The organism is Syntrophomonas zehnderi OL-4 (assembly GCF_000983115.1).
GTDB classification, from domain to species: Bacteria; Bacillota; Syntrophomonadia; order Syntrophomonadales; family Syntrophomonadaceae; genus Syntrophomonas_B; species Syntrophomonas_B zehnderi.
Map to the genome: position 1 here is coordinate 19550 of NZ_CGIH01000028.1, position 13282 is coordinate 32831.

Annotated in this window: 20 protein-coding genes; all 20 read right to left on the reverse strand. The window is 48.6% G+C overall.

Annotation, left to right across the window (positions count from 1 at the left end; all coding sequences use genetic code 11):
• Positions 1–369 (reverse strand): tail completion protein gp17, encoded by a 369-nt coding sequence (gp17, locus tag AAV90_RS08420; RefSeq protein ID WP_046497722.1) that lies wholly within the window; start codon positions 367–369, stop codon positions 1–3.
• On the reverse strand, positions 366–749 hold the full coding sequence (locus tag AAV90_RS08425) for an HK97-gp10 family putative phage morphogenesis protein (protein WP_084691523.1): 384 nt from the start codon (positions 747–749) through the stop codon (positions 366–368). Before AAV90_RS08425 ends, gp17 begins: the two co-directional genes overlap by 4 nt.
• On the reverse strand, positions 739–1077 hold the full coding sequence (locus AAV90_RS08430; protein ID WP_046497724.1) for a phage head closure protein: 339 nt from the start codon (positions 1075–1077) through the stop codon (positions 739–741). The genes AAV90_RS08425 and AAV90_RS08430 overlap by 11 nt, the downstream gene beginning before the upstream one ends.
• 2 nt (positions 1078–1079) lie before the next feature.
• The gene (locus tag AAV90_RS08435; RefSeq protein ID WP_235811051.1) at positions 1080–1352 is read right to left on the reverse strand and encodes a head-tail connector protein; all 273 of its coding nucleotides are present in this window, start codon (positions 1350–1352) and stop codon (positions 1080–1082) included.
• 21 nt (positions 1353–1373) lie between these two features.
• Entirely contained in the window at positions 1374–1703 is a 330-nt protein-coding gene (locus tag AAV90_RS08440) for a head fiber protein (RefSeq protein ID WP_046497729.1), read from the reverse strand.
• 9 nt (positions 1704–1712) lie between these two features.
• Positions 1713–2912 carry a phage major capsid protein gene (locus tag AAV90_RS08445; RefSeq protein ID WP_046497732.1) on the reverse strand — a complete coding sequence of 400 codons (1200 nt, stop codon included), beginning with the start codon at positions 2910–2912 and terminating at the stop codon, positions 1713–1715.
• Between the two features lie 16 nt (positions 2913–2928).
• Entirely contained in the window at positions 2929–3636 is a 708-nt protein-coding gene (locus tag AAV90_RS08450; protein WP_046497734.1) for a head maturation protease, ClpP-related, read from the reverse strand.
• Positions 3633–4856, reverse strand: a complete 1224-nt coding sequence (locus AAV90_RS08455) for a phage portal protein (RefSeq protein WP_157609526.1) — start codon at positions 4854–4856, stop codon at positions 3633–3635. The genes AAV90_RS08450 and AAV90_RS08455 overlap by 4 nt, the downstream gene beginning before the upstream one ends.
• A gap of 67 nt (positions 4857–4923) precedes the next feature.
• Positions 4924–5439, reverse strand: a complete 516-nt coding sequence (locus tag AAV90_RS08460) for a hypothetical protein (RefSeq protein ID WP_046497737.1) — start codon at positions 5437–5439, stop codon at positions 4924–4926.
• 13 nt (positions 5440–5452) lie between these two features.
• A complete protein-coding gene (locus AAV90_RS08465) occupies positions 5453–5821 on the reverse strand; it encodes a hypothetical protein (RefSeq protein ID WP_046497738.1) in 369 nt (122 codons plus the stop codon).
• Positions 5821–6180 carry a DUF1413 domain-containing protein gene (locus tag AAV90_RS08470; protein ID WP_046497741.1) on the reverse strand — a complete coding sequence of 120 codons (360 nt, stop codon included), beginning with the start codon at positions 6178–6180 and terminating at the stop codon, positions 5821–5823. Before AAV90_RS08470 ends, AAV90_RS08465 begins: the two co-directional genes overlap by 1 nt.
• Before the next feature lie 197 nt (positions 6181–6377).
• Positions 6378–6986 (reverse strand): GIY-YIG nuclease family protein, encoded by a 609-nt coding sequence (locus tag AAV90_RS08475; protein ID WP_046497744.1) that lies wholly within the window; start codon positions 6984–6986, stop codon positions 6378–6380.
• A gap of 81 nt (positions 6987–7067) precedes the next feature.
• Complete coding sequence (locus AAV90_RS08480) at positions 7068–8669, reverse strand: terminase TerL endonuclease subunit (protein WP_046497747.1); 1602 nt, start codon at positions 8667–8669, stop codon at positions 7068–7070.
• Positions 8670–8753: 84 nt separating this feature from the next.
• Entirely contained in the window at positions 8754–8942 is a 189-nt protein-coding gene (locus AAV90_RS08485) for a DUF5049 domain-containing protein (protein WP_013843503.1), read from the reverse strand.
• Positions 8943–8947: 5 nt separating this feature from the next.
• Positions 8948–9397 carry a gamma-glutamylcyclotransferase family protein gene (locus AAV90_RS08490; protein ID WP_013843504.1) on the reverse strand — a complete coding sequence of 150 codons (450 nt, stop codon included), beginning with the start codon at positions 9395–9397 and terminating at the stop codon, positions 8948–8950.
• A gap of 38 nt (positions 9398–9435) precedes the next feature.
• Complete coding sequence (locus AAV90_RS08495; RefSeq protein ID WP_013843505.1) at positions 9436–10335, reverse strand: amidoligase family protein; 900 nt, start codon at positions 10333–10335, stop codon at positions 9436–9438.
• Positions 10336–10477: 142 nt separating this feature from the next.
• Complete coding sequence (locus AAV90_RS08500) at positions 10478–10705, reverse strand: DUF4314 domain-containing protein (protein ID WP_046497750.1); 228 nt, start codon at positions 10703–10705, stop codon at positions 10478–10480.
• The gene (locus AAV90_RS08505; RefSeq protein WP_046497754.1) at positions 10702–11361 is read right to left on the reverse strand and encodes a hypothetical protein; all 660 of its coding nucleotides are present in this window, start codon (positions 11359–11361) and stop codon (positions 10702–10704) included. Before AAV90_RS08505 ends, AAV90_RS08500 begins: the two co-directional genes overlap by 4 nt.
• Before the next feature lie 66 nt (positions 11362–11427).
• A complete protein-coding gene (locus tag AAV90_RS08510; RefSeq protein ID WP_046497757.1) occupies positions 11428–12663 on the reverse strand; it encodes a site-specific DNA-methyltransferase in 1236 nt (411 codons plus the stop codon).
• A 6-nt stretch (positions 12664–12669) separates the two neighbouring features.
• Positions 12670–13248, reverse strand: coding sequence for a P27 family phage terminase small subunit (locus tag AAV90_RS08515; RefSeq protein ID WP_046497760.1), 579 nt, complete (start codon positions 13246–13248; stop codon positions 12670–12672).
• Between the last annotated feature and the right edge of the window lie 34 nt (positions 13249–13282).

Here is a 13282-nt window from a genome sequence, read left to right on the forward strand (position 1 = left end):
CTAACCTCCTTCAACTTCCCGCTCAGTCACATACCTGAGCGCTTTGTGAAATATTTTGGTATCGTCTTCATAAAGATCGGCGCTGCTAGTTCTTTTAAAGCCTAAAGATTTCATGGTTTTGTCCACCTCGGCGGCAATAGGGGAGGTGCTGGCTGCTTTTACCCACACATCCACTTGCACGTGCACCTCAGCCATAAAGGCAGTGCCGTCTGCCCAGGCGGAATCGAAATTGGTTAACTCAAACAAAGTAATGTATTTATCTAAACCCTCCGGCGCTTTCAGCTGGTAGATATGAGGCCCGCCCAATAAAGACAGTAAATCTGTGTTTTCCTCCAAAGCCGCCAGGACTTCCGGTTTGACATTGATCATAGGTCAAGCCCCGCTTTCAGGGTCTGCCTGATGGTTTCCAGCACCTGTTTTTTGCTTTCGGCTTGAGCCGGACCCATAAAAGGGCGGGCGGTCATCTTGGAGGTGCCGTACTCCAGAAATTTGCCATAAAAAAAGGGAGCCGTTGGCCCCACCTCAACGTATTTGCCGTTTTCATCCTGCTTTGGTTCGGAAATCACGATATTGTCGGCCAGATGCTCCTTGGCCTCTAAACTGCGCGGCGCTTTTTGGCCGGCGTTTTCCTGGACGATCTTGGCCCCGGCATAGAGGGCTTGGTTCTCTACCGGAGCGGCTCTTTGCCCCAGTTCCTTTAGCCTATCTAAAATCTCATCCATACCTTCCAGGGTCAGATTACCCGCCACTGGGGATCACCTCCTTGCACATCAGTTCTATTACGTAGTGCCGCTCATCCTTATCGATTACCGACAGAATTTGAAATACCCGGGAGCCATATAGTACCCGCATGGAAGTAGTTAGCCCGGTGCGGTAGCGGATTTTAATACGGGTGGTGACCTCCGACTGCAAGGCCCCCGCCTGGAAGTATTCTTTACCCGATATGTCCGATACTGCTGCCCACACTATGGCTACTGTAGTCCAGTTTTCCAGGGGGATGCCTTCTGATTTGGTGATAGTCCTGGCCTGCAAGGTAATACGCTGTCGCATCTGACCTATTAAATCGCGCTTCTTCATAATTACCACCCTTCTCGGCGGTAGGCGAATAAGAGCCTGGTCATAAACTCAATTAATGCTTTCATGTCGACTGCTTCCCGTAGTTCATAAAGATTGCCGATAGCATAGAGTAGGGCTTGTTTAACTGTTTCCGGCACCTCGGTAAATTCGGTCAGGGGAAAGCGCAGAATGTCCTGGCATAGCTCCTCGGCGGCACCTATGAGATCGGTGATGAGCGTATTGTCTTCATCACCGTCTACTTTTAGATACAGTTTTACTTCCTCCAAAGAAAGCACCAATACGCCCACCGCCTTTCATTACTCGGCTGCCATAAGTCCCGCGGCTTTAAGCTTAGCGAGGAGGGCATTAAAGTCGGTTACCAATTCGGCCACTTCGGTTGCAATACTGTCGGCCTGATTGGCAGCGGTCTTGGCAGCTATAGCATCATTTAAAACCTTGCCCTGTTTAGCCGACAGGGCGCTGGTAGCTGAGGTTGAGTCAAGGGCATCAACCACCGGGACGGATAAGATCCCTTCAATTGTTGCACCTTCCGCAATTGTCAGCTTGCCGCTGGCCGCAATCTCAAGCGATCCGCTAATGACGGTTTTCTCGCCGCCTTGCTCAGTGTAGTTTTTTACATTGCTCATAACTCACACCTACGCTTTCATCTTAAGTACCTTGATGGCTTCAGAGAGAATCAGCTTGCCGTCCACCCGCTGGGTTGCCTTAAATCCTACCTGACCGGTTGCCGCATAAAGCTCGTTCAGCCTTTGGAAGGAACGGCCTTGCCGATCAGCAATCCAGTAGTAGCCGAAATCACCGAAAGCGATAGTTTTAGCCCCTGCTGCAATTGCTGGTACATAGGCTGAAGTCTTGACCGGACGATTTAAAATCGTATCCGGTTGTCCGGCAGAAATGGAGGGCTGCCACAGGTACTGGCCGTTGCCGTCCTTTAATTTTCTGATGGCTTTGACAGTGGAATCGTTCATTACAAATACGGCGTTTTTGCGGTAAGGGGACTTAAGGCTGTAGAACAGATCCATGATCTCATCCACCGTAATAGCTGTTGCCGAGGCAGCAGTTACACCCAGTTCCGCTCCGCCGGTAGCATTGAAAATCCCGGTTGGCTTGCCGGTTCCGTTACCGATGAAGAAGGATTCCTCTTCCTTGGCACCGATTCTGCGGGCAAATTCCCGGGCGATATATGACTCCAGATTAAAGATGCTGTCATTTAACAATTCCTCGGATACCTTGATCATGGTCGCTAGCTTGTAGGCCCCTATGGAAACCTGCCCGAAGGCATCGTCTGATTCCGGGATAGCGCCTTCTTCATCTACCCAGGAAGCGGTTCCTTTGGATGCTACGACCGGTATTTTGCGGTCGCCGCTGGCGGTTTGGATGATCTTGGCCATGGTGCGGAAGATGTTTTCTTCTTGCAGGGCTTCGACCAGGGTACGCTCGAACTCGTCCGGCACCAGGTAGCCTCCCTCGGAATCCGTTCCCACCTGCAGCGCGTTCAGGACTTCGTATCCCGCTGTCTTGCTGCGCATGGCGTTCCAGAAGGCTCGTTTGTACTCGTCACTGGCCCGGCCGGTTTTATTCTCAGGGTTGGGCTGGCCGGGCTTGCCAGTAATAGGTGTATTGACGGGCTTATTAAGCTCCGCGTCCAATGCCTGCTGACGCTCCAGCCGATCGATTTCTTTGCCGAGATTGACCACATCGGCTTCCATCTTTTCATAGGTGGCAACGTCCTCGGCGGAAAGGAGCCCGTCAGCGCCGCGCTTGCTGTCCAGAAAGGCTTTAGCGGCATCCCAGGCTTTGGCTCTTTTCTCACGCAGTTCTAAGATTTTGCTCATGGTTATTCCTCCCATTCTAATGTTTTAATAGGCTGAGCCGCTTTTCCAGGTAGCTAAGCGGGGTGCCAGTCGGCGGTTTAGGGTTATTAACCTGGGGCAGCGGAAACTTTCTTACCAGCGCGTTGGTAACCGTCATTTTGTCAAAAAGATAAGCCGCACTGGGCGGCTCGGTTAGGTGATCTTCGGTTGTGTATAGGACTTTGTCGGCAAAGCCCAGCTCCACTGCTTTCCAGGCGTTAAACCAGCTTTCGGCATCCATCATGTGCGATATTTTGGCTCTTGATAAACCGGTTTTCTGCTCGTAGGCATTAATGATGCTTTCTTTAACCTCGGACAGCATGGAAATACCGCTTTTAAGGTCAGATATTTCCCCAAATATGACGGTGGCGGGGTTATGGATCATCATCATGGCTACCGGAGACATGTGAACCTCGTCCGCCGCCATGGCGATTACCGAAGCCGCGCTGGCAGCAAGTCCTTCGATTTTGACAGTGATGTGTCCGGGATATTCTTTTAACATGGTGTAGATTTGACTGGCGGCAAATACATCTCCGCCTGGAGAGTTGAGCATCACCACCACATCACCATCCTCAGCGTAGAGCTCGTTTTTAAACTGCTTGGGGGTAATATCGTCGTCGAACCAGCTGTCCTCAGCGATATACCCATCTAAAAAGAGGGTTCGCTCCTGTTCGTTTTTAAGCCAGTTCCAAAACTTTCTGCTCATTGGCTGACCTCCTTTCTGTTGGTATTGGCATACGCGCCCACATCTTCAAGCTTCAGCATGTTGCCGTTCATGGCATAAATATCGCCATGCTCGATGGTGTTCATGTTTTCTAAGGTTCTTACATCGTTGGGGCTTAAGAAGCCGTTTTGAATACCTATGGCGTAGCCTTGCATCCTCGATGCATAGTCGCCCCGCAATAGTCCGTCCACCACAAAACCCACAAAATACCGGCCTTTTTCGGATGGGCTAAGCAGAGCTTTATTCATTCCTTGCTCGAGCCTTACCAGCCAGGGCCGGATGGTATGGACTACAAAACTGATAGATTGATGCTCGATGTTGCTGAAAGTGGCTTTGTCCAAGTTGGCCACCAGATGGGGCGGTACCCGAAAGATACGGCAAATCTCCTCGGTCTGAAACTTTCTGGTTTCAAGAAACTGCGCCTGTTCCGGCGGTATACCGATGGATTGGAACTTCATACCTTCTTCCAGCACCGCTATCCGGTGGGCGTTGCCGCTGCCCTGGTAGACCGCGTTCCAGCTTTCCCGGATTCGGGCCGGGTCTTTGACTACTCCAGGATGCTCTAAAACTCCGCCCGGACTGGCTCCATTGGCAAAGAATTTGCCCCCATATTCTTCGGTGGCGATTGCCATGCCGATGGCGTCCTTGGCCATGGCGATGGGGGAGTAGCCCACCAATCCGTCAAAACCAAGCCCGGGAATATGCAGGATATCTTCCGGCCTTAAGATTACATATCCGGTGTCCTTGCGGTATTCGTAATATAGCTGCCCCTCGGTTGTCCGATCCACCATCATCCGGTCGGGCAAAAGGGGATAGAGGGCCAGTACCTTGCCCCGCCCGTCTCGGATAATTTGAGCATAGGCGTTGCCCCATAATAAAAGATGACTCATCAGTGTCTCTCGAAACACAAATGAAGTCATCTCCGGATTAGGCTCATCATGGAGCAGATAATATAGCTGGTGGTCTGTGGCTTTCTCCTTGCCATTGTCCGTGGATCGGTAAACATTGAGCGGCAAGCTGGCTATGGTTTCCGCCAGGATGCGAACGCAGGCATATACCGCGGTGGTCTGCATGGCCGTTCTTTCATTGACGGTTTTGCCGCTGGCGGTTCCGCCGAAGAAAAAGCTGTATGTGCTGCCATACAGACGATTTTTAGGACTGGCTCGGGGCTTTAATAATCTTGATAATACGGGTATTTTCATTAAACGCTCCTCCTAAAAATGGGCATGAAAAAAGCACCTCTTTCGAGATGCCTTGATACTTTATTGTTTATAATTTATTTTCATTTCGTGAGTCCATTAAAATCTTTATCATAATATCTTGTGTATCTTTAGTAAGTTCTATGGTCTCTAAAGTCATGTACCCCTTATCGAATAGCCGTTTTCTATAACCAAGGGCATTAATAAATTTACTTCCCTCCGGAACTATGAAGAAACATTTTATTGATTCGATATTCACCTCCAAGAAATGTCTATTAGTCCTCTTGATAATATTTTCCGCATCGTCATGAAAAAGATAAAATTTTGAAAAGGCTTCAAATACCTTCTTAACTGCACCCACATGAAAATCTCTTCCACGCTGACCCAAAAACCCCGAGGTAGTAATTTCGCCAATGTACAGAGCTTTTTGACAAGGCTGGTAACCTATTAGATCAGGCTCCATATCATTAAATATACTATGTATCTGCTTAGTTGAAAGATGTAGCAGTTCAATCTGATGTTTTTGGCAAAAAGTACTTATCATTTCTTTTTCGACTAATGATTTCAATAAATTTGTATTGGCCATACATTCCCCACCCTTACGGAATATTCTTTAGCCTAAAGTAGGTCATTCCTTTAATAGGGATTCCGTCCTTCTCATATCTGCCAAAACCCCAGACTGCATCTTTCCTCTCCATTAAGTGATTAAATAGAACCAATCCAAAGAATAAGCCAGATGCTTCTTTGTTGTTTCCACAAGCGTGATAGAGCGGTTCATATACAGTCCCTGTCCAGTCATTTCCCGGCATCCAGCTTGATGTGTTAATATCGGCTGCATCAATCTTCTCATCCAAAGTATCAATGATTTTCTGATAATCTGGCGCAGAAATGTTCTTCATCCAACGATCAAAGTCCCGTTTGTGTGGCAGTTTTTTAACATATTTTCCTGTCTCAACTGAATACAACATTATTGTCCGCCTCCTGTCACATACCATTGAACATTCGCGCTATCCTTATGAGTTGGCCTAACTCCTTCAACTTTGCTGGCTACTACATAATTATAAAATGCACGACCCATCGCAAGACGAACCCCACGATCAATGTTAACCCAGTCGGTTGACATTACCGCTTTAATATTAAATGTAGTCCCTGGCCTAATACGTGAAACCCGCTCAAGGAGTTCACGAAACCATTTTTTAAATTCAGTATCCTCCAATACTTTGTTCTTTATATAAAGTGCGATTGTCATTCCTTCGGCTTTAGCTTTAGCCTGTAAATGAGTATATTCAGTATCACTAAACGAAATCTGGATTACCCTGCTTGCCATAAAATGTGCCCCCTTTATTTATAATAATTAACCTCGTGGTTATTATTATAAACCAATAGGTATTTTATGGTCAATAGGTTTTTATTAATATTCACATGGTTTATATTATTTTTAAGTGGTCAACAAACCTTCATTAATATATAAGGCATGAAAGAAGCACCTATTTGCAGGTGCTTCTGGTATGTGAATATGATTATTTATCTATTTACCTGGCATTGTAAGCCATGTCTTTTTCTCGTCCCTTTTGGAAACTCTAGATTGGCAAAAGGAAAAGGATATTCAGGATCAAATAATTTTTGTTTACTCTCGTTAGATACGTTACGGATAAAATTCTTTATAAATCTCTCTTCAACATCCTTTGCTTTTTCCCCCACAGATGTAGTCCAGAATATATTAAGATCACTCAAGTTCTCTAGTGTTTTTATCCAATGGCCTCCTGCATGAGGTTTGGGATCTCCTAGCCTAGTATTATAATATTGGTTAACCCTGTCTTTTAATGATGTACCGGCTTTCCCTATATATAATATTGTCTCATCAGGAATCCAGAATTCTTTGAGCCTATTCACTAAATCTTCATATCTAGGGCGCTTACCATCAAGGTTAAGCTTCGGTACATAAGTTATCCAATCTTGAACGATTTTCACTGATATAGGCGCATCAACAGAGCAGACAATTTTTTCAGCCGAATCAGTAATCGCAACCACATAAATTCCCGGATAATTACAGTTAACTTTTTGACCCCATTTTACCTGGCCGAGAATTTCTTTCCCTGAATCAGTGAATAATTGTTTTACATATGTAGGCATGCCACACCTCACATTACAAAGCTTAACAGTACCGGATACATAAAAAGTTACCAAATTTAGTGTATCATGAAATGCGAACAATTAAAGCATCAACAAACCACGTTCATCATAGACAGAGCCATTATTTACTGCTCCACAACGTAGTGCTCTATCCAGCGCCATGATAAGCGCCACCGCACCATCAATCCGCTCGGTGCTTTTCTCCTTGTCGGGTTTGATATTGCCAGCCGGGTCTGTGCGGATAAAAATGTTATCCATCATCCAGCGCAGAACCGGATGACCGCCATGGGCGATCTTTTCTTCCAGGGTCAGTTTCATTAGTTCCTTGGTAGGAGGGGACATATCCTTAAACCCCTGGCCAAACGGCACTACCGTAAAACCAAGCCCTTCCAAGTTCTGTGTCATTTGAACCGCGCCCCAGCGGTCAAAGGCGATTTCTTTGATGTTGTATTGGGTACCCAACTCCTCAATAAAGGCTTCGATAAATCCGTAATGCACCACGTTGCCCTCGGTTGTTTTCAGAAAACCTTGCTTTTGCCACAGGTCGTAGTTTACATGATCGCGCCTAACCCTGAGGTCGAGGTTTTCTTCCGGTATCCAGAAGTAGGGGAGAATATGAAATTTATCGTCCTCATCAACCGGGGGAAAAACCAGCACAAAAGCTGTTATATCGGTAGTGCTGGATAAGTCTAACCCGCCATAGCAAACCCGGCCTTTTAATTTTTCCGGGTCAACCTTGAAAGCACACTTATCCCATTTCTCCATGGGCATCCAGCGCACTGACTGTTTGACCCATTGGTTAAGCCTAAGCTGCCGGAAGCTGTTTTCCTCAGCGGGGTTTTGTTTCGCGCTTTCACAGGCAGCTTTAATCTTGTCGATACTTACGGTTATACCCAGCGACGGATTAACTTTTTCCCACACTTTAGGGTCAGTCCAGTCGTCATCTTCCTCCGCTCCATAGATTACAGGATAAAACGTAGCATCATGCTTGCGACCGGCCAGCAGGTCTTTGGCTTTTTGATGCACCTCATAGCAAATACTGTTGACGTTATCGCCCGCTGTCGTGATGAGGAAGTAGAGCGGCTGCATCCTTGCATCTCCGGAGCCTTTGGTCATGACGTCAAACAATTTCCGATTAGGCTGGGTATGCAGCTCGTCAAACACCACGCCGTGGATGTTGAAACCATGCTTCGAATAGGCTTCAGCCGACAGCACCTGATAAAAGCTATTGGTCGGCAGGTAAATTAGCCGCTTGGTGGAAGCCAGGATCTTAACACGTTTGTTCAGTGCGGGACACATCCGCACCATATCGGCGGCGACCTCGAACACAATGGATGCCTGCTGGCGGTCGGCGGCACAGCCATAAACCTCAGCACGTTCCTCGTTGTCCCCGCAGGTGAGAAGCAAGGCAATGGCGGCCGCTAATTCTGACTTACCCATTTTCTTTGGAATCTCCACATAAGCCGTATTGAATTGCCTATAGCCATTGGGTTTCAGTATCCCAAAAATATCGCGTATAATCTGTTCCTGCCAGTCGATAAGTTCAAAGGGCTTGCCAGCCCAGGAGCCTTTGGTGTGGCACAGGGCTTGGATGAACGCCACAGCATAGTCGGCGGCATCTTTGCTGTATTTTGAATCCGGTGCCATAAACTGTGTTGGTTTATATTTCTTGAGTTTGCGTATGATTGGCCGCCTCCTTTCTTAAAGCGAACAAAAGAAAAGAGCCTCATAAGAAGCTCTGTTAACCGCATATTTATTGGCCTTCAGTTATTTGCTCTCATCTTCCTCGCCCGTCAGGATAAAGCGCGCGTACTCGGTCTTGTGGTCATTAAGGTAATTAACCAGTTCGTGAAAATCTCGGGAGTATGCTTCCTGAGTAACACGGGGAATGTCAAACATATTCGTGACGCCGCTTTCCCTGATGGCTAAAATCTGCATCCGTATGTTCTCGTTCATTTGGCTTACTCCATTTCTACAGATTCGGCGGCTGCCCGGCGCAGGATATCCATATTAAAGCCCGCGTCCTGGTAACCCTCCAGTATTGTTGAATAGTAGTAGCAGCTGGGCTGGCCCGGCGGCCTGCCTTCGTTCATGATGTACACCATGGCCTTGACGGTCTTGCCGTTAATCTTCACCTTGACCGTTTCCTTACAGTAGAGGAACGGCCAGCCTTCATAGCGGTCGAGCGCCGCCTCGTCGGCGGGTGTTATCTCCCAAACCAGAACCGGGACGCTGCTTCCTTTTTTAGGCTCCACCGTTGCTACCGCGCCCGTACGCGAACCCCTAAACAGGAGCCGCCAGTCTTTCATCTTACTTTTGCCGATTACCCTGGCGGTTGGGCATCGGCCAGCCATCTGCGCAAGATTCAGGTTGGAGCCGTAGGCAATGTACAGTTTGTTATTCTTATCCATAAAGGGTATCCTCCTTTTTAACTGGCTTCGGCGGCGGCTTAAGCCGCCCGAAACCTCCATGCCGCTGAGCCTTCCAGGTGTTTGCAAAGGTGCTCGCGGCAGTTTTTGAACTCGTCGCCAATGAAGCCGATGCGGTTCAAGTAAGTCCGCATGGCGAACTTTTCGTTTTCAACCTGGGGCTTCCTGGCGCTGGCGCTTTTTTGGGTCAATGCCTGGTGGTTTATGGCCAGGGCTAAAACTATGTAGCTCCTGATTTTGCCCGCGTGCAGTTCGCTGTTAAAGCCCCTTAGCTCGACCGTATGGTTGCCGTTAAAAAAGCTGTGCAGGTTCAAAAAGTGGTAGCGGCTCTCATGGTAGTGACGGCTGCGGCTTTCCAAGTAGCCTTCGTACCAGAGCTCCTCAAGTTCCCGCATGGTTTTCGGCTTTCTGGCGTTTATCTTTTCCACCAAAGCATTATCCATCTTCTTGCAAAATCTCATCCGTTCCGGCTCTATCTGCAGGGCCTTGTAAAAAAGGTCGTTCTTGCTGGCGATGATGTTGATGAAGTTTTTAATGCTTCTTGGTGTATGGTTTGAGCCATCCAAGTGGATATGTATCCCGCAGGAGGGGTTGGTTAAGGCGCCCGCTTTGCGCAGTTTCCTGACCAGTTCCTGCAGGGTAGTAATGTCTTCACGGTAGGTAAGCACTGGGCTTACCAGTTCAACGCTGTATTCGTGCTCGGCGCTGATCCTTCTGCCGTTCACCTTTACTTCCCGGTGAATGCTCCCGTCGCTCATAAACTTCCAGGCTCGCCCGTCCGGTGTGTGTACCTTTTTGGTGTCGTAGCTGTCCCGGCAGTTTTCAATCCTTCCGTTTAAAAACTGCGCCGCAACCTCAGCGGCTTGGCTTCTGGTAATCCCGGTGAATTCAATCTCGATCCCAAATTTGGCGTTAAACATGCTATCCAAGCTCCTTTCAGGTGTGTTTTTCTTTGGTGTGTACATATATCACTCTGAAAGGGCTATATAGCAAGGGATTTAAGCAAAATAAATGGCTGAAACCCGCATAAATATTGGCTTTAATCTTGGCGGTTACCCCCGGTTATTCTTCGAGTTTTCTGATTTCATCTTCACCGAAAACTGCCCCCAGCCTGCTGCCCGAGTCCCAGTCAACAAACACCGTGCCGGTATCGTCGATAAAGGATACGCTGCCCCGGTCGCCGGGCTTTAACCTGGTGTACGGGTCGTCCATGCGGACCAGTTCGACTCGCGTACCCGGGGGATAATATGACCTCAGCGCCTTTAGCATTTCCGGATGAACCTGCTTCATGCTTCCGGCACCTCCTCTGGGACACGCTGGCCGTTTTTGAAAGCGGCGCTACCGGTTAGCCTGGAGAGCAGGATTTTTCGTTCCTCTTTGTATTCCGGCCCGATAAATCCTAATCGCAGCAAGAAGCAGCGGAAAGCGTATTTTTCGTTATCATAAGCCTTTTCGGTGGCGGTTACCCGTTTCTGGTTCTTGGCCATGGCGCAGAGCGCCCCGATGAAGCGGGCATAGGCGTTGACTTCTTCCGCTGCAAGGCTTCTGGAGAACCAAGGGAAACACAGCCTGTCCTCGGTCAGTTCAATTGGCAGCCTGTCTGTGTCCAGGGCTTTTTTAATAAGGGTTTCTTTGCTCTTAACCAGCCGCTCCAGATTGGCAATGGCGGCTTCGGTAAAACCTTCCCTGGGCATCTCAATAACCAGTTCGTTTGGCGCTTCAAATTGAAATCCGCGCTTATCAAGATCGTTTAATAGTTGCTCAAGATCTTCTTCACTGCTGTTTTCACTGGCGTTGAGGGTGCCTTCTTTGTTGACGGTAAATCCGCCTATGACATAAGCAAAGGTCGGTGCACCTTTGTATTCCGGCGCAGTATTCAGGATTTCACTGATCGCCTTAACCAGTTCTTTGCGCCTAGCGCCGGTAATGTTAAACTTAAATTCCATAGGATCGACCACCTTTCTGTTTTGGTAGTCATATACATCACTCTTAAGCTGTGGAATAGCAAGCCTTTACATCAGTTTTTTCGCGCTTTCAAAGGGTATTTTCTGACCATCGCGCATAAGAAAAACATCAATGTCGGAACCCTTAAACTCAATGTACCTATTCACAATAACATCGCAGAACTTCTCGTCCATCTCCACAGTGTAGCAAATCCGGCCGGTCTGATCACAGGCGATCAGGGTGCTGCCCGAACCACCGAACGGATCAAGAACAATACACCCTGTCATGCTGGAGTTGAGTATCGGGTAAGCTACCAGCGGCACGGGTTTCATGGTCGGGTGGTCAGTATTCTTCCTGGGTTTGTCAAACTCCCAGATGGTAGACTGCTTACGGTCGGAGTACCAGGCGTGTTTGCCCGCTTTCTTCCAGCCAAACAGGATCGGCTCGTGCTGCCACTGGTATGGCGAGCGCCCCAGTACCAGCGACTGCTTTTTCCAGATGCAGGTCCCCGAGAGATAGAATCCTGCTTCTAAAAAGGCTTTGCGGAAATTCAGTCCTTCGGTATCGGCGTGGAACACATAGATACTTGCGTCCTTGGCCATCGCCTTTTCGGTCAGGGTGAAAGCTTCCAGCAGAAACTGATAGAACTTTTGGTCCGCCATGTTGTCGTTTTTAATTTTGCCTGCTGTACCCTCATAGTTGACGTTATAGGGAGGGTCTGTCACCACCAGGTTGGCAAGTTTACCGTCCATAAGCAGGGAAAAGGTCTCCGCTTTGGTACTGTCACCGCAGACCAAGTGGTGCTGCCCCAGCAACCAGAGGTCACCTGCCTTAGTTAGAGCGGGCTTGGCCAGTTCGCCTTCTACATCAAAGTCGTCTTCTTTAACGTCCTCGGCACCGCCCAGTAGTTTGTTCAGTTCCGCGTCATCAAAGCCGAGAAGAGATACGTCAAAATCGGCCGCCTGCAAATCGGCAAGCTCTACCGAGAGCATCTCCGCGTCCCAGCCAGCGTTCAGGGCAAGGCGGTTGTCGGCTATAATATAGGCCCGCTTCTGGGCTTCAGTCAGGTGTTCTGCGAACACACAAGGTACTTCAGTAATACCTTCCTCCTTGGCAGCGAGGATGCGCCCGTGTCCCGCGATAACATTGAGGTCTTTATCTACGATGACCGGGTTGACGAAGCCGAACTCCCTTAGTGATGCTCGAAGCTGAAGTATTTGCTCCTTGCTATGGGTGCGGGCATTACGAACATAAAGTACTAACCGGTCAATATTAACTTTTTCAAAACGCTCGGTTGTGTTCATCTATTCCTACCGTCCTTTCCTGCCTGACAGCAGGGCTTCCATAATATCATCCTGCGGGTTGCCGACGAAGGCTGTAGTGCAATTCTGTTTTACAATGTCAAAAATCTCGTACCAGATGAGGTTGGCCTGCTTCTGAAAGGATTGGCTCATCTGTACGAAGGGGCTGGCTATAGCGCCGCCCGTGGTCGGATGTTTGCCCAAAAGCCCGTAGGTGCTGATAGCTTCCTCACACTGGATGTAACGAGTGAAAGCCTGGGCATAGGCTTCAATCAATCTTGGGTTAACGAATTTTTCGCACCCGCGCTCTTTAAGCCATTTCCAGGTTTCTTTGAACAGATCGTCAGCGCCCAGCGGCTTACCATCTCTCTGTCTCGCGCTGAGGTAATCGCTGGGCGTTGGCATATCTTCTCCGTATAAATCGGCTGCATCATCAAGGTCGTCCGCTTCAAGCATCGACTCGGGATGCAGTTCCGGGGCTGCTAAAACTTTTGCGGCCTTTCCGGCCGAGATTTTGTCAGCCAGGGGCAGCGGCTTGTCACCGGCGCGGACCCTGCGGCCGCCCCTATTGGTTCCGTCTTTTGCCACAAGCCTTCACCTCCTTGCTGTGGCAGGGTTTAAT

What these genes read in the sequence shown, in the direction of transcription:
- gp17 (WP_046497722.1), bottom strand. Translation starts at nt 369, where the DNA reads ATGATCAATGTCAAACCGGAAGTCCTGGCGGCTTTGGAGGAAAACACA.
- AAV90_RS08430 (WP_046497724.1), bottom strand. Translation starts at nt 1,077, where the DNA reads ATGAAGAAGCGCGATTTAATAGGTCAGATGCGACAGCGTATTACCTTG.
- AAV90_RS08440 (WP_046497729.1), bottom strand. Translation starts at nt 1,703, where the DNA reads ATGAGCAATGTAAAAAACTACACTGAGCAAGGCGGCGAGAAAACCGTC.
- AAV90_RS08445 (WP_046497732.1), bottom strand. Translation starts at nt 2,912, where the DNA reads ATGAGCAAAATCTTAGAACTGCGTGAGAAAAGAGCCAAAGCCTGGGAT.
- AAV90_RS08450 (WP_046497734.1), bottom strand. Translation starts at nt 3,636, where the DNA reads ATGAGCAGAAAGTTTTGGAACTGGCTTAAAAACGAACAGGAGCGAACC.
- AAV90_RS08455 (WP_157609526.1), bottom strand. Translation starts at nt 4,856, where the DNA reads ATGAAAATACCCGTATTATCAAGATTATTAAAGCCCCGAGCCAGTCCT.
- AAV90_RS08460 (WP_046497737.1), bottom strand. Translation starts at nt 5,439, where the DNA reads ATGGCCAATACAAATTTATTGAAATCATTAGTCGAAAAAGAAATGATA.
- AAV90_RS08465 (WP_046497738.1), bottom strand. Translation starts at nt 5,821, where the DNA reads ATGTTGTATTCAGTTGAGACAGGAAAATATGTTAAAAAACTGCCACAC.
- AAV90_RS08470 (WP_046497741.1), bottom strand. Translation starts at nt 6,180, where the DNA reads ATGGCAAGCAGGGTAATCCAGATTTCGTTTAGTGATACTGAATATACT.
- AAV90_RS08475 (WP_046497744.1), bottom strand. Translation starts at nt 6,986, where the DNA reads ATGCCTACATATGTAAAACAATTATTCACTGATTCAGGGAAAGAAATT.
- AAV90_RS08485 (WP_013843503.1), bottom strand. Translation starts at nt 8,942, where the DNA reads ATGAACGAGAACATACGGATGCAGATTTTAGCCATCAGGGAAAGCGGC.
- AAV90_RS08490 (WP_013843504.1), bottom strand. Translation starts at nt 9,397, where the DNA reads ATGGATAAGAATAACAAACTGTACATTGCCTACGGCTCCAACCTGAAT.
- AAV90_RS08495 (WP_013843505.1), bottom strand. Translation starts at nt 10,335, where the DNA reads ATGTTTAACGCCAAATTTGGGATCGAGATTGAATTCACCGGGATTACC.
- AAV90_RS08500 (WP_046497750.1), bottom strand. Translation starts at nt 10,705, where the DNA reads ATGAAGCAGGTTCATCCGGAAATGCTAAAGGCGCTGAGGTCATATTAT.
- AAV90_RS08505 (WP_046497754.1), bottom strand. Translation starts at nt 11,361, where the DNA reads ATGGAATTTAAGTTTAACATTACCGGCGCTAGGCGCAAAGAACTGGTT.
- AAV90_RS08510 (WP_046497757.1), bottom strand. Translation starts at nt 12,663, where the DNA reads ATGAACACAACCGAGCGTTTTGAAAAAGTTAATATTGACCGGTTAGTA.